General features: G+C 74.1%; 18 protein-coding genes. 8 read left to right on the forward strand and 10 right to left on the reverse strand.

Going from position 1 to position 17,839, the window contains the following annotated elements; translation table 11 throughout:
* The first annotated feature begins 102 nt into the window (after positions 1 to 102).
* The 3 genes from J3P38_RS07205 (at position 103) to J3P38_RS07215 (ending at position 1,941) form a co-directional block, all read left to right on the forward strand.
* Positions 103 to 546: a hypothetical protein gene (locus J3P38_RS07205; protein ID WP_210439148.1), complete on the forward strand. Its 444-nt coding sequence runs from the start codon at positions 103 to 105 to the stop codon at positions 544 to 546.
* Between the two features lie 107 nt (positions 547 to 653).
* A complete protein-coding gene (locus J3P38_RS18330) occupies positions 654 to 1,154 on the forward strand; it encodes a hypothetical protein (RefSeq protein WP_210503110.1) in 501 nt (166 codons plus the stop codon).
* Between the two features lie 10 nt (positions 1,155 to 1,164).
* The gene (locus J3P38_RS07215; RefSeq protein WP_210439150.1) at positions 1,165 to 1,941 is read left to right on the forward strand and encodes an IclR family transcriptional regulator; all 777 of its coding nucleotides are present in this window, start codon (positions 1,165 to 1,167) and stop codon (positions 1,939 to 1,941) included.
* 27 nt (positions 1,942 to 1,968) lie between these two features.
* Here J3P38_RS07215 and J3P38_RS07220 read toward each other — a convergent pair whose 3' ends face one another.
* From J3P38_RS07220 to J3P38_RS07235, 4 genes are read right to left on the reverse strand one after another with little or no spacing between them, the layout of a single operon-like run.
* Positions 1,969 to 2,754, reverse strand: coding sequence for a hypothetical protein (locus J3P38_RS07220; RefSeq protein ID WP_210503111.1), 786 nt, complete (start codon positions 2,752 to 2,754; stop codon positions 1,969 to 1,971).
* Entirely contained in the window at positions 2,747 to 3,475 is a 729-nt protein-coding gene (locus J3P38_RS07225) for a hypothetical protein (RefSeq protein ID WP_210503112.1), read from the reverse strand. The genes J3P38_RS07220 and J3P38_RS07225 overlap by 8 nt, the downstream gene beginning before the upstream one ends.
* Positions 3,472 to 5,121 carry a putative T7SS-secreted protein gene (locus J3P38_RS07230; RefSeq protein WP_210503113.1) on the reverse strand — a complete coding sequence of 550 codons (1,650 nt, stop codon included), beginning with the start codon at positions 5,119 to 5,121 and terminating at the stop codon, positions 3,472 to 3,474. The genes J3P38_RS07225 and J3P38_RS07230 overlap by 4 nt, the downstream gene beginning before the upstream one ends.
* 1 nt (position 5,122) lies before the next feature.
* Positions 5,123 to 5,446 carry a hypothetical protein gene (locus tag J3P38_RS07235; protein ID WP_210439155.1) on the reverse strand — a complete coding sequence of 108 codons (324 nt, stop codon included), beginning with the start codon at positions 5,444 to 5,446 and terminating at the stop codon, positions 5,123 to 5,125.
* A 136-nt stretch (positions 5,447 to 5,582) separates the two neighbouring features.
* Between J3P38_RS07235 and J3P38_RS07240 the strand changes: the two genes are divergently transcribed.
* The 5 genes from J3P38_RS07240 to J3P38_RS07260 all read left to right on the forward strand — a co-directional run bounded on the left by J3P38_RS07240 (position 5,583) and on the right by J3P38_RS07260 (position 11,857).
* Positions 5,583 to 5,903: a WXG100 family type VII secretion target gene (locus J3P38_RS07240; protein ID WP_210439156.1), complete on the forward strand. Its 321-nt coding sequence runs from the start codon at positions 5,583 to 5,585 to the stop codon at positions 5,901 to 5,903.
* Complete coding sequence (locus J3P38_RS07245) at positions 5,900 to 6,199, forward strand: WXG100 family type VII secretion target (RefSeq protein WP_210503114.1); 300 nt, start codon at positions 5,900 to 5,902, stop codon at positions 6,197 to 6,199. Before J3P38_RS07240 ends, J3P38_RS07245 begins: the two co-directional genes overlap by 4 nt.
* Before the next feature lie 128 nt (positions 6,200 to 6,327).
* Complete coding sequence (locus tag J3P38_RS07250) at positions 6,328 to 10,065, forward strand: (Fe-S)-binding protein (protein WP_210503115.1); 3,738 nt, start codon at positions 6,328 to 6,330, stop codon at positions 10,063 to 10,065.
* Between the two features lie 248 nt (positions 10,066 to 10,313).
* Positions 10,314 to 10,856: a toxin-antitoxin system HicB family antitoxin gene (locus J3P38_RS07255; protein WP_210503116.1), complete on the forward strand. Its 543-nt coding sequence runs from the start codon at positions 10,314 to 10,316 to the stop codon at positions 10,854 to 10,856.
* Between the two features lie 167 nt (positions 10,857 to 11,023).
* A complete protein-coding gene (locus J3P38_RS07260) occupies positions 11,024 to 11,857 on the forward strand; it encodes a DUF4097 family beta strand repeat-containing protein (protein WP_210503117.1) in 834 nt (277 codons plus the stop codon).
* 272 nt (positions 11,858 to 12,129) lie between these two features.
* Here the strand turns inward: J3P38_RS07260 and J3P38_RS07265 are convergent, their stop codons facing one another.
* The 6 genes from J3P38_RS07265 to dcd all read right to left on the reverse strand — a co-directional run bounded on the left by J3P38_RS07265 (position 12,130) and on the right by dcd (position 17,828).
* Positions 12,130 to 13,068, reverse strand: coding sequence for a siderophore-interacting protein (locus tag J3P38_RS07265; protein WP_246855638.1), 939 nt, complete (start codon positions 13,066 to 13,068; stop codon positions 12,130 to 12,132).
* A complete protein-coding gene (locus J3P38_RS07270; RefSeq protein ID WP_210439161.1) occupies positions 13,065 to 14,000 on the reverse strand; it encodes an ABC transporter ATP-binding protein in 936 nt (311 codons plus the stop codon). The genes J3P38_RS07265 and J3P38_RS07270 overlap by 4 nt, the downstream gene beginning before the upstream one ends.
* Complete coding sequence (locus J3P38_RS07275; RefSeq protein ID WP_307807776.1) at positions 13,997 to 15,079, reverse strand: FecCD family ABC transporter permease; 1,083 nt, start codon at positions 15,077 to 15,079, stop codon at positions 13,997 to 13,999. Before J3P38_RS07275 ends, J3P38_RS07270 begins: the two co-directional genes overlap by 4 nt.
* Positions 15,076 to 16,110: a FecCD family ABC transporter permease gene (locus tag J3P38_RS07280; RefSeq protein ID WP_307807777.1), complete on the reverse strand. Its 1,035-nt coding sequence runs from the start codon at positions 16,108 to 16,110 to the stop codon at positions 15,076 to 15,078. The genes J3P38_RS07275 and J3P38_RS07280 overlap by 4 nt, the downstream gene beginning before the upstream one ends.
* 4 nt (positions 16,111 to 16,114) lie before the next feature.
* Positions 16,115 to 17,146, reverse strand: a complete 1,032-nt coding sequence (locus tag J3P38_RS07285) for an iron-siderophore ABC transporter substrate-binding protein (RefSeq protein WP_210439162.1) — start codon at positions 17,144 to 17,146, stop codon at positions 16,115 to 16,117.
* A gap of 106 nt (positions 17,147 to 17,252) precedes the next feature.
* The gene (gene dcd, locus J3P38_RS07290) at positions 17,253 to 17,828 is read right to left on the reverse strand and encodes a dCTP deaminase (protein ID WP_210439163.1); all 576 of its coding nucleotides are present in this window, start codon (positions 17,826 to 17,828) and stop codon (positions 17,253 to 17,255) included.
* Between the last annotated feature and the right edge of the window lie 11 nt (positions 17,829 to 17,839).

Genomic DNA, 17,839 nt, shown 5'->3' on the forward strand with positions numbered 1-17,839 from the left:
GACACCGCGCTCACCCGTTCGGAGGGCACCCGTCGCGCCCCGGTTGTGGCACCGTGGACGGAGGAGCGACCCGCCCCGGGTCGCCGGAGGAGGGAGGTCCCCATGGACACGACAACCTGGATCATCGTCCTGGTCGTCGTCCTTGTCGTGGCGGCACTCGTCGCCTGGCTCGTCGTGCAGCAGCGCAAGAAGAAGCAGCACGAGCACGCCGAGCGGCTGCGGACGGAGGCTCAGGAGCACGCAAGTGGGATCCCGGAGGCGCAGGTGCGCGCCAAGGAGGCCGAGGCCGAGGCCGAGCGGGCCCGGCTCGAGGCGGAGCGGGCCCGAGAGCGTGCGCAGGAGGCCCAGGTGGCCGCCACCCAGCAGGAGGCGGTGCACGAGGACCGCCTCCGCACCGCGGACCGGGTCGACCCGCACGTCGACACCTCGTCCGACGACTACACGCCGGGCAGCACCGGCGACCCGGACACGGTGCTCGATGCCGACGACCCCCGTCGCACCGGCGGCGGCGGCACCGGCGGCACCGGCGGAGCACACTCCGCCTGACGCCGAGCCACCCGAGGGAGCGGCCGTCCAGCACCGCGACGCGGTGCTGGACACCGCCGCGCCCACTGACACACTGAACGCTCGCCCTGCCCTACGAGAGGTGCCTCGTGACCGCGCTCATCATCATCGTCGTCGTCCTCCTCGTCCTGCTCGCCGTCGGGGCCCTCGTCGTCCGGCGCAGGAACAGGGAGGCGAACATCCAGCGGGCCGACGAGCTGCGCCAGCAGGCCGCGTCGCGCGCCCAGGCGACGATCGCGCCGGCGCAGGAGCGGGCGGCGGCTGCCGAGGCGCAGGCGGCCCAGGCCCGCGCCGCCGCGGAGCGGGCCGAGGCCGAGGCGGCCGAGGCCCGCGTGGCGGCCCAGCAGGTCGAGGCGTCCCACGAGGGCCAGCTGCGCGCCGCCGACCGGCTCGACCCGCGGGTGGACCACACGGCCGACGACTACTCCCCGCAGGTCCCCGGCACGGCCGACCAGCAGCCGGCGGCCGGCCAGCCGCCGCTGCTGCCGCGCCGCACGCCGGGCGCCAACGAGATGCCGGGCAAGCCGATCGAGAAGACCGACGGCGGCGGGGGCTGGTTCACCAAGGGCTCGGACCGCGACCGGTCGTGACCGGGCGCCGGTGAGCCACGTCCCGGCGGCGACACGCGCCCTGCGGGTGCTGCGGTTCCTCGCCACCCAGGCCGACCCGGTCCCGCTCGACCGGATCTCGCGCGCGTGCGACCTGCCGCGCAGCACGGCGTACCACCTGCTCAACACGATGATCGACGAGGGCTTCGTCGTGCACCTGCCCGACGAGCACCGCTACGGGTTGGGAGTGGCGGCGTTCGAGGTCGGCAGCGGCTTCACCCGCCAGGAGCCCCTCGCCCGCCTGGCCCGGCGGCCGCTCGCCGAGCTCGTCGACCGCACCGGCCACGGCGCGCACCTCGCCGTGCTGCACGGCCGCGACGTGCTCTACGTGATCGAGGAGCGGGCTCCGGGTCGACCGCCGCTCGTCACCGACGTCGGCGTCCGCCTCCCCGCCCACCTCACCGCCTCCGGCCGGGCGATCCTCGCGGCGCTCCCGGCCAGCCAGGTCCGCGCGCTCTATCCCGACCGCGCCGCGTTCGTCGACCGCCACGGCAAGGGGCCGGCCTCCCTCAGCGCACTGCGCACGGTCCTCTCCGCGACCCGGCAGCGCGGTCACGCCACCGAGGACGGCGAGGTGACCCCGGGCCTGCGCAGCGTGGCCGCCGCCGTGCTCGACCACAACGCCCACCCGGTGGCCGGGGTGGCCGTGACGTTCCCGGGTGAGGCCGGCGACGACGACGCGACGGCTCAGGCGATCGCGGCAGCCGTGACGGCGACGGCCCAGCGGCTGACCCGGCGGGTCAGCGGCGCGGCTGCGTCGTCGCGCTGAGGCGCCGGCGGTGCCCGAAGGCCCGGCTCAGCCGGCGCTCGCGGCGGCGTCCAGCACGGCGAGGTCGACCGCGTGGGCGTCGAGGTGGAGCACCTCGGCAAGACCGGCCGGACGGCCGTCGACCAGCAGGACCAGCGGCACCCCGGCCGCGCGCTGCACCGCAGTGCTCAGCACGATCGGGTCCGGGCCCCCGCCGAGGACCGAGTAGACGGGCCACGTGCGGCCGCCGATGCCGACGAGGGTGGCGACGGCGCGCCGCACGACCGCGCCGTCGCCGTGCTCGAGCAGGGCCGCGCGGACGCGCCGGTCCAGGTCTGTCATCGACTCCGGCCCTGCCTCCACCCGCAGCTCCTCGCCCTCGGCCGCGGTGAGCGCGGCCGGCACGGGAAGGCCGTCGGCCACCGCGAGCACCTCGCGCGCCATGGCCGGCGGGACGACCTGCTCGGACGCCAGGCCCGGGTCGATCCTCACCCCGAGCGGCCCCTCGGCGCGGTCCACGAGGTCGGCGACGAAGGCCTCGCGGATCGTCAGCTCCTCCACGTCGGCCCCGACCCCGGCCGTGAGCCGCACGGGCGTGGAGTACGCGTGGACGTAGGACTCGCCGTCGGCGCGCGACGTCTCGGCGCGGCCGTCGTCCCCCACCCGGAGGTAGACCGGCGTGACGGCGAGCGCGCGCACGAGGATCGGCCACGGGGAGGTCGCGGCGGCCACGTTGCGCACGACGTCGAGCACCGAGGCGGTCGTCGACGACGTGGCGAGCGCCTGCCAGCGGGCGTACGCATCGCTCACCGGCGCCCCGGTCGCGTCACCCATCGGCCGGCCCCCGGTGCGCCTCCACCGCGAACCGCATCGAGGACAGGCGCCAGGAGAGTGCGTCCACGCCGCTCCGGACGAGGTCGGCTGCCGGCCGCAGGGCCTGCCACTCGACCTCGGAGTAGCGGTGCTCCTCGACCGCCCGCTCGACCATGCCCAGGCCGAGCGGGTCGGCGTAGCCGACGGAGGCTCTGGTCTCGCAGCCGGGGTACCAGCGGACCTGGCCCAGCGCGCGGCCGGGGTGCAGCTGCACGGCGCGCCACGGCTGGACCGCACCGGCCGCGGCCCGCCACGCCCGCTCGGCCGCCAGGTGGCGCTCGTCGCGCTCGGGCAGCACCTCGCGGGCCGCCGGGTCGGTCAGCGCCGCCTCCACCAGCCGGCTCCACCGCGCGCGGGTGCCGGCGGCCGGCTCCCCCGGACGGCGACCGGACAGCTGCGCCTCGGCGTCGAGCAGCGGCGCGGCGGCGGAGGGCTCCTCCCCCAGCGCCGTGAACAGGTCGTCGAGGCCCCCCGGCGTCGGCTCGTGACCGAACCACGGCGAGGTCGGCCCGTCGACGAGCGACTCCCCGAGGAGGGCGACCGCGAGCCGGCCGCCGGGACCCAGCCCCGCGGACGCCGCCTCCGCGGTCGCGGCCCAGCGCTCGAGCGCCTCGTCGGCGGGCGCCGCCTGCGGCGCGGGCGGCCGGGCGGAACGACCGAGCAGCCGGTCGACCAGGCTCACGGGCCGCCGTCCTCGGCGGCGGCACCGACCAGGAGGCTCCCGCCGAGGCCGGCGGCGGCCCCGTGGCCGAAGCCGGCCCACGCGCCGTCCGGGACCGTGCTGACCCACGGAGCGGGCCCGGTCCACTGCGACGCCTGCCCCTGGGAGTAGAACGGCTCGTCGAGACCCATCACGTGCTGGGTCGCCCCGCCAGGGGTCGTCGGCTGGGGCCCGATCGTGCCCTCCTGGACCCGCATGCCGTCCCCCTCGGTGAAGTCGCGCACGGTGATCTCGTCACGCGGCTTGTAGGTGCCGTCCCCATTGTCGTACCAGCTCTTCTCGAGCGCGAGCCGGTCCATCGCCTGGGCCTCGGTGCGCAACGACGCCGCCTCGCGGGTGTCGGTCCAGAACGTGCCCGACCCGGGGTCGCCCGCGCCGTGCAGGTTGACCAGGGTCTCGCTGCGCGGGACCGCGTCGTACGACGTGACGGGTCCGTCGAACGTGTCCGCCACGCGGCCGTAGTCGGTGTCCCACCTGTGCTCGCCGAAGACGTCCTCGAACGTCCCCAGCTGCGGCTCCGACCCGCGGCGCAGCAGCCGCGCCTGGTCCTCCGGGGAGAGGGAGTCGAGGTGGCGCCCCAGCTGCACGTCGTCCATCCGCGACAAGCCGGTCAGGTCCCCGAGGTCCATGCCGCGCAGCGACCGCAGCCCGTGCAACGGGCGGGCGAGCGTGGAGATGTCGTGCAGTCCGTCGAGACCGCGCAGCGCCTTGAGGCTGGCGCCGGCACCGCCCGTGGCGATGGTCGCGATCGCGTCGGGGACCAGGTGACCGATCGCGCGGGCAGGGTCGTCGGCCCAGGTGTCCCAGTCGAGCAGGCTCTTGCCGAGGTTCTTGCCGAAGCCCACGGGGTCGGTGGTCAGCCCGGTGTAGATGCCCTGCGCCATCGTCCAGGCGTTCTCGGCGGAGAGCTCGTACTTGGTGCTCAGCTCCTCCGGCGTGATGTCGCCCGTCGCGAGCTGGTAGGAGTCGATGACCAGGTTCACGGGACTGAAGGGCACCATCGTGAGCAAGTCCCAGACGGCCTCGCCGGCTCCCTCGAGGATGCCGCCGACGAACTTCAGGCCGGACTCCAGCCAGTTGGGCTCCTCCGGCGCGTCGGCGCACCCCGCGCGCACCTCGCCGGCGCAGGTCGCGGCGGCGGCGTCGAGGTCGGCGCGGGCGGAGGCGAGCGCCCGCAGCGCCTCCTGCTGGATGGGCTCGCCCCAGTCGACGAACGGCTCCGCCTGCTCGGTGCCGCCGCTGCTCCAGTAGGAGCGCATCCGGTCCATGTAGGTGCCGTACTGCGCCCGGGCGTTCTCGGACTCGCGCCGGCCACGCTCGTGCTCGGCGCCGGCCTCGGCGGCGCGCCGCTGGACGTCCTCCAGCACGCCGGCGTACGCCGTGAGGGCGGCGGCGGCCCTCTTGAAGCCGTTGCCGGACGCGACCCAGCGCTCCGGCTCGAGGTCGTGCGCCTCCCGGAACTCGTCGGCGGCGCGGCCCACCCAGCCCGAGACGTCGATCCTGCCGAGCGCGTCGCCGGTGTCGTAGAAGAGCTGGCCCTTCTGCTCCAGGGTGAGGGCCTTGGCCCGGATGTTGCCGGGACTGCCCTCGATCTCGAAGTCCGGCACGTCACATCACCCTGATCGCGGCGATGGTGCCCTTGAGCGCCGAGAGGGCGTCGTGGCCGGCCTTGTCGGTCTCGAAGTAGTTCATCGCGATCTTGCCGAGCCGCCCGGCCATCTCCTCGACGTCCTGGCAGAGGTTGTTCACGCCCTCCTCCCAGCGGTTCTTGAACTCGTCGAGCGCGTCCCACACGACGTCGCTGCCGACGTCGCCGCGGGACGGCACGAGGTCCTCGACGTCCTTGTCCTTGAAGAGCTGGAGCGTCTCGCTGAGCCCCTGGGCCGCCTTGCCCATGCTCTCGAGGTCGACTTCGTAGTCGTAGGACGGCATGGCAGGAGGCTTCCCCAGCGGCTGCGCCCTCAAACTGCGGAGTTTTCCCGCGGCGCGCGTGTAGATGGCCGGCGCGGAGGGTAGGAGGGCGCCGATCGACCAGCGAAAACCCAGCGACCCGAGGAAGGGGGCGGCCGTGGCCGTCGGACTTGTCTACGCCGAGGTGCAGGCGGCGGCCCAGGCCGCGGCCGAGGCGGTGGAACCGCTGCAGGAGACCCTGCGCACGCTCGGGGCCACGATCGAGTCCGAGGCCGGCACCGGGTTCCGGGGGCAGGCGGCCGCCGGCTTCGGCGAGGCGATCAACGCCTGGTTCGACGTCGCCGTCACCCTCGGCCCGATCCTCGAGGCCTACTCGCAGGACCTCGTCCACCTCGCCCAGGAGCACGCCACGAACGACGTCGCGCAGGCCGAGCGCGCCGGACTGCTCGCCGACCGTCTCGGAGGCGGTGCCCGGTGAGCGAGCGCGGACTCGTCGTCCACCAGGGCGCCCTGTCGAGCATCGAGTCGGCGCTCGCCGACGCGACCACGTCGATCACCGGCCAGGTCCAGGACCTCCTCGAGCGAGTGGAGGCGCTCACCCCCGGGTGGGACGAGACCAGCGACTCGCACGCGGCCCACCTCGAGCACCAGCAGAAGCTGCGCGACGGCGTCGAGCGCCTCACCGACGCGCTCGACCAGCTGCGCACCCGGCTCGCGGCACACCGGGAGGACGCCCGGGAGATCGAGGTCGAGAACGTCGCGCTCGTGAACTGACCCTCACCGCGTCCCGGTCACAAGTTACCTGCGGGTAGGATCTTTCTCACTCGGCAGAGCCCTGCCGTCGGTCCGTAGGGCCGACCTATGCTCCGGCTCTGTACGCCCCGACCGAGGAGCCGCACCTCATGCAGACATTCGCGATCGTCGTCTCGTTCGCACTGACCGCCGTCGCCGTCGCGATGCTGGTGCCGGCCGTGCGCCGGATGCTGGGCGTGATCCGCGCGGCCCAGCCGGCTCCCGGCCGCGCGGACAACCCGGTCGGGCGCACCGCGACGATGCTCAAGGAGACCTTCCTCCACACGCGGATGCTGCAGCGGCCGTGGATCGGCGTCATGCACTGGTTCGTCTACGCGGCGTTCCTGTTCCTCAGCACCGCCGTGGGAGCGGCGTACTTCCAGCTCTTCGAGCCGTCGTTCGCGTGGCCGCTGATCGGCCACTGGTACCCGTACGAGTGGTTCAGCGAGCTCATCGGCGTGCTCAGCACCGTCGGCATCGTCTTCCTCATCCTCGTCCGCCAGCGGCACCACCCCCGCACCGAGGGACGGGGCAGCCGCTTCTTCGGCTCGACCTTCTGGCAGGCCTACTTCGTCGAGGCGCTGGCCCTGCTCGAGGGCGCGGCGATCCTCTTCGTGCGCGCGGCGGAGTGGAAGCTCGACGAGGACGCCGGGCGCAGCCACTACCCGGTCGCGTCCTGGATCGGTGACGCGTTCTACCCGAGCTCGACCGAGGCCCTCGAGAACACGATCTACGCCATCGCCGCCTTCAAGATCGTGCTCGCGATGATCTGGCTGATGGTGATCGCCCGCAACCTCACCATGGGCATCGCCTGGCACCGCTTCACCACCTGGTTCAACATCTGGTTCAAGCGCGAGGCCGACGGCAGCACCGCCCTGGGCGCGATGAAGCCGCTGACCTCCGACGGCAAGCCGGTCACCCTCGACGACATCGACGACCTCGACGAGGAGTCGGTCCTCGGCGCCGGCAAGGTGGAGGACTTCTCGTGGAAGGGCATCCTCGACTTCACCACCTGCACCGAGTGCGGCCGCTGCCAGTCGCAGTGCCCGGCGTGGAACACCGAGAAGCCGCTGTCGCCGAAGCTCGTGATCACCAGCCTCCGCGACCACGCGTACGCCAAGCACGACGGCGACCCGGCGCACGCCGAGCGGCAGCTGGTCGGGGCCGGCTCCAAGGGCGAGACCCACGGCGCCGGCACCGACGTGCTCGACTACTTCTACAACCCCACCGACGGCGACTTCGTCATCGACGAGGACGTGCTCTGGAGCTGCACGACCTGCGGCGCCTGCGTCCAGCAGTGCCCCGTCGACATCGAGCACGTCGACCACATCATGGACATGCGGCGCTACCAGCTGCTGGTGGAGTCGAACTTCCCCGCCGAGCTCAACCAGCTGTTCAAGGGCCTGGAGAACAAGGGCAACCCGTGGAACATGTCGGCCTCGGCCCGCATGGACTGGGCCAAGGGCCTCGACTTCGACGTGCCGGTCGTCGGCGAGGACCTGGAGTCCCTCGAGTCCGTGGACTGGCTCTTCTGGGTCGGCTGCGCGGGTGCCTACGAGGACCGCGCGAAGAAGACCACGCGTGCGGTGGCCGAGCTGCTCGACATCGCCGGCGTCTCCTTCGGAGTGCTGGGCAACGGCGAGACCTGCTCCGGAGACCCTGCCCGGCGTGCCGGCAACGAGTTCGTCTTCCAGGGCCTCGCGCAGCAGAACGTGGAGACCTTCAAGGAGTACAAGGTCAAGAAGGTCGTCTCGACCTGCGCCCACTGCTTCAACACCCTCAAGAACGAGTACAAGGACTTCGGCATCGAGCTCGAGGTCGTGCACCACACCCAGCTGCTCAACCGCCTCGTGCGCGAGGGCCGCCTGACCCCGGTCAAGGACGGCGCGGGCGCCGCGAAGCGCTCGATCACCTACCACGACCCCTGCTACCTCGGTCGCCACAACCAGGTGTACGAGCCCCCGCGCGAGCTGCTCCAGGTGCTGCCCGGCGCGGAGGTCGTCGAGATGGAGCGCAACAGCGAGCGCTCCTTCTGCTGCGGCGCCGGCGGCGCGCGCATGTGGATGGAGGAGAACCTCGGCGAGCGCATCAACGTCAACCGCACGAAGGAGGCCGTCGGCACCGGCGCCGACCAGATCGCGGTCGGCTGCCCGTTCTGCCGGGTGATGCTCTCCGACGGGCTCACCGCCCAGCAGGCCGCGGGCGAGGCGCGCGAGGAGGTCGAGGTCCTCGACGTCGCGCAGATGCTGCTCGCATCGGTCAAGGGCGAGCAGGCGACCAAGGCCGCGCCGGGCTCCGCTCCGACCGCAGCTCCGGCCGCAGCTCCGGCTGCCGCCTCCGGCGCCGCTGCCGCTGCTCCGGCCGGCGACGTGGCCACCAAGGACGAGCCGGAGGCCGGCGACGTCACCGTCACCGACGACACCGTCACCTCGACCGCGGACGCCGGCCCCGCCGCCAAGGCGTCCGGCGGGACCTCGCTCTTCGACACCCCGGCCGACTCCGCCGGCTCGTCCGACACCACCCCCGCTGACTCCGCCGGCTCGTTGTTCGACACCCCGGCCGACTCCGCCGGCTCGTTGTTCGACGTGCCGGCGCCCGAGGCCGCGGCGACGACGGACGCCGGAGCGCGGGCCGGGTCCTCCGCCGAGGCGGCCCCCGGGCCGGCGTCGAGCGGCTCGCTGTTCGACGTACCCGCGCCGGAGCCGGAGCCGGAGCCGGCGCCCGAGGCGGCGCCCGAGCCGGCTGCGTCCATGGACCTCGGCGCGGGCGGCTCGCTCTTCGACCTCGGCACGCCCAGCGAGCCCGAGACCGCTCCCGCCGCGGAGTCCGCTGCTGACGCGACGGTCGGCGAGCCCGACGAGGCAGCTCCTCCTGCCACCGCGGCCCCTGCGCCGACCGCCGGCCTGGGTGGCGGCGGATCGCTCTTCGACATCGCAGCCCCGGAGCCGACCTCGTCGAGCACTCCCGCAGCGGCACCGGAGGCCTCTTCGGCAGCGGGGACGCCGGCGTCGGAAGCGGCCGCTGAGCCAGAGGCCGAGGCCAGGGCGGGCGCTGGGGAGGCTGCCCCGCAGGTCGCACCCGCACCGGAGGCGGCCGCGACCGGCACGACGTCGACGCCCACCACGGACGCCGACATCTCCAGCCTCGGCTCGCTGTTCGACCTCGAGGCCCCGGCCGCCGACGCCACGCCGGCCGCCGGTCAGCAGCCCGAGTCGGCCCAAGCGCCCGCAGCCGCCGAGCCGGAGCCGGGGGCCGAGCCGGAGCCGGGGGCCGAGCCGGAGGCCGAGTCGGAGGCCCTGCCGACGGCCGCGGAGGCCCGAACCCCGGCCGCACCGCAGCCTGCGGCCGCCCCGAGCGCCGGGGCGACCCCGACGCCTCGCACGGACACCGACATCTCCAGCCTCGGCTCGCTGTTCGACCTCGAGGCCCCGGTTGCCGAGCCTGAGCCGGTCTCCGCCGCTGCCGACCCGTCCGTCGAGGGCTCCGGGGTAGAGGACTCGCGGGTCGAGGACTCCGCGCCGGCCGCGCCCCCGAGCGGCGCGGACCTGAGCCAGGCGGCGACGTTCAGCGACGCGGAGCCGGACGGCGAGCCGGCGGTGAACGGCGAGCCGCAGGCCGAGGTCGGGTCTGCGCAGGAGGCCGAGCCGGAGCGGGAGGCTGAGTCGGAGCTCGAGCCGGAGGCCGAGTCGGAGGCCGAGCCGGAGGCTGAGTCGGAGGCCGCGTTCGAGGTCGAGGTCGAGGACCGAGGGAAGCCGAGGACGCCCAGCGCCTCGTCGCCCGACGCCCCCGCGCACACGCCCAGGACCGACGCCGACATCAGCGGAACGGGTTCGCTCTTCGACCTCTGAGGGGACGGGGACCGGCAACGAGTGGCAGCCCCGCCGCCATCCGACGTCCCTGCGCGCCTCGTACGCCCGGCGGGTCACGCCGGCCCCGCCCGCCCCGCTTGCCCGCCCGCCCGCCCCGTGCGTCATACGGACCCGCGCCCATAGGTGCGGGTCCGTATGACGCACGACCCGGACGCGCCTGCAGCGCGACACCGCGTGACGTCACTCCCCCCTTGACGTGACGTCATCATGATGTCATCGTGGTGCGCATGGACATCACGCCGTACGTCGACTCCCTCCGTCGCGACCTCGTCGCGGCGGCCGAGGCCGGGGGCGACGAGCTGAAGCAGGCGGCCGAGCGCCTCGCCTTCGCCCTCGACCCCAGCGCCCGGCTGGCGCTGATGGAGGCCATCTCCCACGCCGCGGCCGAGATCACCGCCGAGCTCCCGGACGGCAGCGTCGACGTACGCCTGGCGGGCCGCGAGCTCGACTTCGTGGTCGAGGTCGCCCCGCAGGCCGCCATGCCCGCGCCGCCCCCGCCGCCGGCACCGCCGGCTCCCCCCGAGGAGGAGGACGGAGAGCTGGCCCGGATCACCCTCCGCATCCCGGAGGCCGTCAAGGCCCGTGCCGAGGAGAAGGCGGCGGCCGCCGGGCAGAGCCTCAACACGTGGATGGTGGCCGTCGTGCGCCAGGCCACCAGCGAGCACGCCGTCAACATCGACATCGACCTGAGCAGCGTGCCCTTCGTGGGCTACGACCCGTTCGCCGCCACCCGCAAGCAGGGGAGCCGCCGGATGACCGGCTGGCTGTGACGCCCAGAGGCTGACCGGCCCGGCCGCCCGGCGCCCGGCCCGAGTCCCGCCCGCACCACCCCAACGCACCGGCCCCGCCGGCGCGTCGGACGAGCACACCCTCGGCCACTCACCTGCATCCCCACCTGCACCCTCGACCTGCACCCGACCACCGACTGGAGACCCGGATGAGCAACCAGCTCGACCTCACCTTCGACACCCCCGAACCGGTCGACCTCTACGTCGAGAACCGCCGCGGAACCGTCGACGTGACCGCCACCGACACCACCGAGACGACCGTGCGCATCACCGGCGAGCGCGCCGAGGAGTTCGACGTCCGCGACCTCGGCGACCGGATCGCGATCATCGCCCCGCCACGCTCGAGCGGCCTCCTGGGCAGGGACCCGCACGCCACGATCGCCGTGGAGGTGCCCGTCGGCAGCGGCCTCACCGCGAAGGTCGGCAGCAGCGACGTCGTGGCACGCGGCCGCTTCGCCGACAGTCGCGTCGACAGCGGGTCCGGCGACGTCACCCTCGACGTCGTCGAGGGGGACGCCGTCGTCCACTCGGGCTCCGGCGACCTGGTCGTCGAGCACATCGTCGGCGAGGCGCACCTCAAGTCCGGCTCCGGCGACGTCGTCGTGCGCCGCGCGGAGTCGTCCCTCGTGGTCGCGACCGGCAGCGGGGACGTACGCGTGGAGTCCGCGCGCGACGACCTGGCGATCAAGACCGGCTCGGGCGACGCCCTGGTCCGGTCGCTGGGCGGCGAGGCTGTCTTCACCACCGGCTCGGGGGACCTCGTGGTCACCGAGGTCGCCTCCGGGCGCATCACCGCCAAGACCGCCAGCGGCGACGTCCGGATCGGCGTGGTGCCGGGCACCCCGGTGTGGACCGACGTGCGCACCGCCAGCGGCCGCCTCGCCTCCACCCTCCCGAGCACCGGCGAGCCCGCACCCGACCAGCCCTACCTGGAGGTGCGCGCCACCACCGCATCAGGCGACGTCACGCTCCACCAGAGCTGACCGCACCGCGACACCCACCACCGCGACGCCGAACTGAAAGGAGAAGGCCGTGCACGACTCGTTCACCGACCTCGAGCTGATCGCCCGCCACCGCATCGCGGAGCGCGTGCGCTACTCCCCGCGCACCCGGAAGCGCCGCTGACCGCGACCCTCTACGTGCCCCACCGCCCCCGGCAACGCCCCGGAACCGGCACTCCCGCCCCCGTCAGTGGGGGCGGGAGTGCCGGTTTCGGGGCGTTACCTGCAAGGGGCCGGGCGGGAGGGGTCGGGCGTCAGGACCTCATCGCGACGCCGCGGCGCCAGTAGCCCATGAACGCCACCTGGCTGCGGTCGAAGCCGAGCTCCTTGACCAGGTGCCGGCGCAGTCCCGTCACCACCGTGGACTCCCCCGCGATCCAGGCGTACGTCCCGCCCACGCCCGTCACGTCGCCGGGCACCTCCTCGCCCGACGAGGAGTAGAAGGGCGTCTCCCACAGGTCGGGGTCGACCTCGTCGGCGGAGACCTCGACCCGCGCGCCCGGGATGCCGAGGTGCGCGACGACCGCGTCGTGCAGGCCCTGCCCGAGCTCGGCCCCCTCGCGGGCCAGCCACACGACCTCGAACCCGGCGGGCGCGCGTACGTCCTGGACGTCGCCGGCCTCCGGCACCTCCATGAACGCCGTGCCGCGGGCGTCGGCCGGCAGCTGCTCGAGCACGGCGCAGATCGCGGGGACCGCCGTCTCGTCGCCGACCAGCAGCAGGTCGGCGCCCGGGGCGGGCGTGAACTCGATCCCGCCGTAGGGGTAGCCGCGGCGCGGCGCGAGCATCACGATCCGGTCGCCCACGGCCGCCCGCGAGGCCCAGGTCGAGCCCGGCCCGACGAGCTCGCCCTCGAGGTGCAGCACGATGTCGACCACGAACCGGGTGTCCGCGCCCGACCCGACGACGTCGCGGATCGTGTACGTGCGCATGTGCCCCCGCTCCTCGGCCGGCTGCTCGAGCCAGGTGGCGAGCCACGAGTCGTCCGCACCCTCGGTCGAGGTGATGCCGCCGGTCACGGGGTCGGGGAAGATCAGCTTGATCCGCTGGTCCCACCGCTGGCCGTCGACACCGAACTCGGCGAGCTCGGCGCTGCCGAGCTCGAGCCGGACGAAGCTGGGCGAGATCCGCTCCACGGAGACCACCTCGACCTCGGCGAACAGCATGGGCAGGACGGAGGTGGTCACGGTCATCGGGTCTCCTGGAGCGGGGCGGGATGCTGGTCGGTGGGCGGCTGCGGTGCGGACGGCTGCGCGCCGGACCGGCGCCGGAGCCGGGGCTGGTGGCGGCCGACGGGGACCACCATCGGCGTGTGCGAGACGGGGTCGTCGATCACCCGGTTCTCGAGGCCGAAGACGGTGCGGACGAGCTCCTCGGTGACCACCTCGCGCGGCGTCCCCTCGGCGACGACGCGGCCGGCGTGGAGGGCTACGAGGTGGTCGGCGTAGCGGGCGGAGAGGTTGAGGTCGTGCAGCACCATCACGATGGTGGTGCCGCGGCGGGCGTTCAGCTCGGAGAGGAGGTCGAGCATCTCCACCTGGTGGGCCACGTCGAGGTACGTCGTCGGCTCGTCGAGCAGGAGGAGGTCCGTGCCCTGCGCCAGCGCCATCGCGATCCACACCCGCTGGCGCTGGCCGCCGGAGAGCTCGTCGACGACGCGGTCGGCGAGACCGAGCGTGTCGGTGAGGGTGAGCGCCTCGGCCACGGCGTCGTCGTCGGCGCTGGTCCAGCGGCCGAACGTGCCGTGGTGGGGGTGCCGGCCCCGGGCCACGAGGTCCGCCACCGTCACGCCCTCGGGGGCGACCGGGTTCTGGGGCAGCAGCCCGAGCGTGCGGGCCACCTGCTTGCTCGGCAGCCGGTGGATGGCCTCGCCGTCGAGCAGCACCGCCCCCGAGGCTGGGCGGAGCAGCCGCGCCATGCCGCGCAGCAGCGTCGACTTGCCGCAGGCGTTGGCCCCGACGATCACCGTGACCTGTCCGTGCGGCACCTCGAGGTCGAGGCCGTGGACGACCGCCGTGTCGGCGTAGCCCAGCGTCAGGTCGCTCGCAGCCAGCCGGGTGGTCGGGGTCGGGCCACCGGTGCCGGTCGTTCCGGCGGAGCCGGTCCTGCCATCGGTGACGGTCATGCCACCCTCCTTCCGGTGTGGCCGCGGGCGAGCAGCCAGAGCAGGAACGGCGCGCCGAAGGCGCCGGTGACGACGCCGACGGGCAGGTTGAGGTCGGCGAAGGCGTAGGCGCCGACGTGGTCGCCGACCAGGACGATCACGGCACCGACGAGGCCGGCGGCCAGCAGCGTCGTGCGCCCACGGTTCAGCGCGCGGGCGATGGGACCGGAGAGGAACGCGACGAACGCGATCGGTCCCGCGGCGGCGACGCCCACGGCGACGAGGAGCACGCCGAGCAGCATCAGCACGTCGGTGCGGCCGCGACCCACGCCGAGTCCCGCGGCGGTGTCGTCGCCGAGCTCGGTGGCCGGCAGCGACCGGGCGGCCCACGCCGTGGCGGGCAGCAGCACGGCCAGGGAGAGGGCGAGCAACCCGATGCTCGGCCAGGCCACGCCGTTGACGCTGCCGGTCAACCAGCGCAGCACCAGCTGGACGTCCCACTCGTCGACGCGGGTGAAGACGTACTGGATCACCGACTGCATGGCGGCCGCGAGCCCGATCCCCGCGAGCACGAGGCGGAACCCGCCGTGGTCGCCGGCCACGCCGCGCACGGCGAGGGCGACGCCGAGCGCGCCGGCGACCGCCGCGGCCGACACCGGCCAGCCGGACCACCCGGCCAGCGTGATCGCGGAGACGGCCGCGGCGCTGGCGCCCAGGCTGACGCCGACGATGTCGGGGCTCGCCAGCGGGTTGCGCAGCGTGGTCTGGAAGATGGCGCCGCCGATGCCGAACGCCAGGCCCGCCAGCACGGCGAGGACGGCGCGCGGGAGCTTGGACTCCATGACGATGTAGGTGGCACCCGGGATCTGCTCCCCGCCGAGGATGCGGACGAAGTCGGGGATCGTGACCGTGTAGTCGCCGAGCAGCACCCGTGCCGCGAACGCGCCGACCAGCACGACGACGAGCACGCCGACGAGCCGGAGGAGGTGGCGCCGGGGCGCCCGGCGCGCGCGTCGTACGACGACGCGGGCGTCGGCGGCGTCGGCCGCCCTGCCGGGCGCGGGGGAGGCGGTGACGGGGCGGTGCACCGTGAGGCTCACAGCGCCCTCCCGGTGCGGCGGACCAGGGCGAGGAAGACGGGGACGCCGACGGCGGCGGCCATGATCCCGACCTGCACCTCCGAGGGCGGCAGCACGACGCGGCCCACCGTGTCGGCGACGACGACCAGTGCGGCGCCGGCCAGCATGGAGAACGGCAGCACGCGCGCGTGGTCGGGTCCCACGAGCCCCCGGACGACGTGCGGCACGACCAGGCCGACGAAGGCGATCGGCCCGGCCAGCGCGGTGGCGGTGCCGGCCAGCAGCACGATGGCCAGGGCGATCACGAGCCGGTCGCGGGTCGTACGACGCCCCAGGCCGCGTGCCAGGTCGTCGCCGAGCGCCAGCGTGTTCAGCAGCCGGGCGCCCGTCAGCGCCAGGAGCGTGCCGGCGGCGAGGAAGGGCAGCCCGGAGAGCAGGACGTCGAACCCGCGCCCGCCGATCGTGCCGACCTGCCAGTAGCGGAAGGACTCCATCGTCCGGCGGTCGGCCAGCAGCAGGCCGGTGGTCCAGCTCGACAGGCCCGCGGTCAGGGCGGCGCCGGTGGTCGCGAGCTTCATCGGGGTGGCGCCGTCACGGCCCAGCGAGGCGATCGTGTGCACGAGCACGGCGGCCAGCGCCGCGCCCGCGAAGGCCAAGGGCAGGAACTGGCCCATGGTGGCGAGGCCGAACGTCGACATCCCGACGACCATCGCGAACGTGGCGCCGGCGTTGACGCCGAGGATGCCCGGGTCGGCGAGCGGGTTGCGGGTGAGCCCCTGCATGAGGGCGCCGGCCAGGCCGAGCGCCGCCCCGACGGCGAGGCCCAGGACGGTGCGCTCGAACCGTGCCTGCACGACCGGGGCCAGCGGGTGGCCCGGCTCCCAGAGCGCCTCCAGCGGCACCGCCCGAGCCCCGACGACCAGCGAGAGCACGCCGGCACCGGCCAGCACCGCGACCGTGATCGCGGCGCTGGCCGGCAGGGCGAGCCGTCGCCTCGGACCTCCCCCCGGAGGGTCCGTGGCGGCGTCCCGCGTCGGAGCGAGGGCGGACACGGGCCTAGCCCTCGAGGGCCTCGACGACGTGGGGCACGAAGTCGCTGATGATCGTGGGGATCGAGAGCGGCGTCGGGTTGGTCGACGCCATGGCCGTGGCCTTGTCGGTCTCGGCGTACCAGTGGCCCTCGGCGATCGCCGGGATCCTGCCGAGCAGCTTGTCGTCCTCGATGGTCTCGACCGCGTCGGCGGAGTCGACCCAGGTGAGGAAGACGTCGGAGTCCAGCTCGCTGGACTGCTCGGCCGAGACGCTGCCGTAGAACGCACCCGGCTCGATGGCGCCGGCGACGGCCGGGGCGTCGACCATGCCGAGGTCGCGCAGGAACGCCACGCGCGGGTCCTCCGGCGCGTAGATGCCCACCGACGAGAGGTCGGCGGGGGTGAGGTAGCCGTAGATGAGCTCGGCGCCGTCCAGCTGCGGGTTGGCGGCCCTGGCCTCCTCGATCGCCGCGTCGGTGTCGGCGAGGACCTCCTCGGCCAGGGCGGTGCGCCCCAGTGCCTCGCCGACCATCTCGAGCGAGGTCTGCCACGGGGTGGTCCACGGGTCCTCGGGGTAGGCCACGACCGGCGCGATCTTGGAGAGCTTGGCGTACTCGGCCTCGGTGATCCCGGAGTTGGTCGCCAGGATCAGGTCGGGGGCGAGCTCGGCGATCTCCTCGACCGGCGCGCCGTCGGCGTCGTCGTACCGGACCGGCGCCTCGGCACCGGCCTCCTCGACCGCGGCGTCGAACCACTCGGTGGAGCCGCCCGCATTGCCGCCCCACGCGATCTTGGTGGCGCCGACCGGCACCACGCCGAGGGCCAGCGCGTGGTCCTGGTCGGTCCAGCCGAGCGTCGCGACGCGGGTGGGCTCGGACTCGATCGTCGTCTCGCCCAGCGCGTGCTCGATGGTGACGGGGAAGGCGTCGGCGTCGGCCGTGGTCGTGGCCGTCGGCTCCGATGCGGTGTCGCCGGTGGTCGAGCCGGTGCTGCAGCCGGTGAGGGCGGAGAGCAGCAGGGTGGCCGCGGCGACGGGCGCGGCGAGACTTCGCTTCATGAGGACTCCGTGTGCGGGGGTGACGTCAGGCTTACTTAGGACAGCCTAACCACACATCGTCCGCATTAGGTCATGCGGGTGTGCCGTAATTCGGGCGACCGCGCCCTCAGATCTCCGTGCGGTGGAAGCCCTGGAAGGACCTGCTCGGGGTCGGCCCGCGCTGGCCCTGGTAGCGCGAGCCGTACCTCTCCGAGCCGTAGGGGTGCTCGCTCGGCGAGGTGAGCCGGAAGAAGCAGAACTGACCGATCTTCATGCCCGGGTAGAGCTTGATGGGCAGCGTCGCGACGTTGGCCAGCTCGAGGGTGACGTGGCCGGAGAAGCCCGGGTCGACGAAGCCGGCGGTCGCATGGGTGAGCAGCCCGAGCCGGCCGAGCGACGACTTGCCCTCCACGCGAGCCGCGATGTCGTCGGGCAGGGACACCACCTCGTACGTCGAGCCGAGGACGAACTCCCCCGGGTGCAGGATGAACGGCTCGTCGCCGACCGGCTCGACCTCGCGGGTGAGGTCGGACTGGTCGGCCGCCGGGTCGATGTGGGGGTAGCGGTGGTTCTCGAAGACGCGGAAGAAGCGGTCGAGGCGCACGTCGACGCTCGAGGGCTGCATCATCTGCGGGTCCCACGGCTCGAGGGCGATCCGGCCGGCGTCGATCTCAGCGGTGATGTCGCGATCAGAGAGCAGCACGCGGCCGACCT

The sequence above is a fragment of the Nocardioides xinjiangensis genome, from assembly GCF_017916455.1.
Lineage (GTDB): Bacteria > Actinomycetota > Actinomycetes > Propionibacteriales > Nocardioidaceae > Nocardioides > Nocardioides xinjiangensis.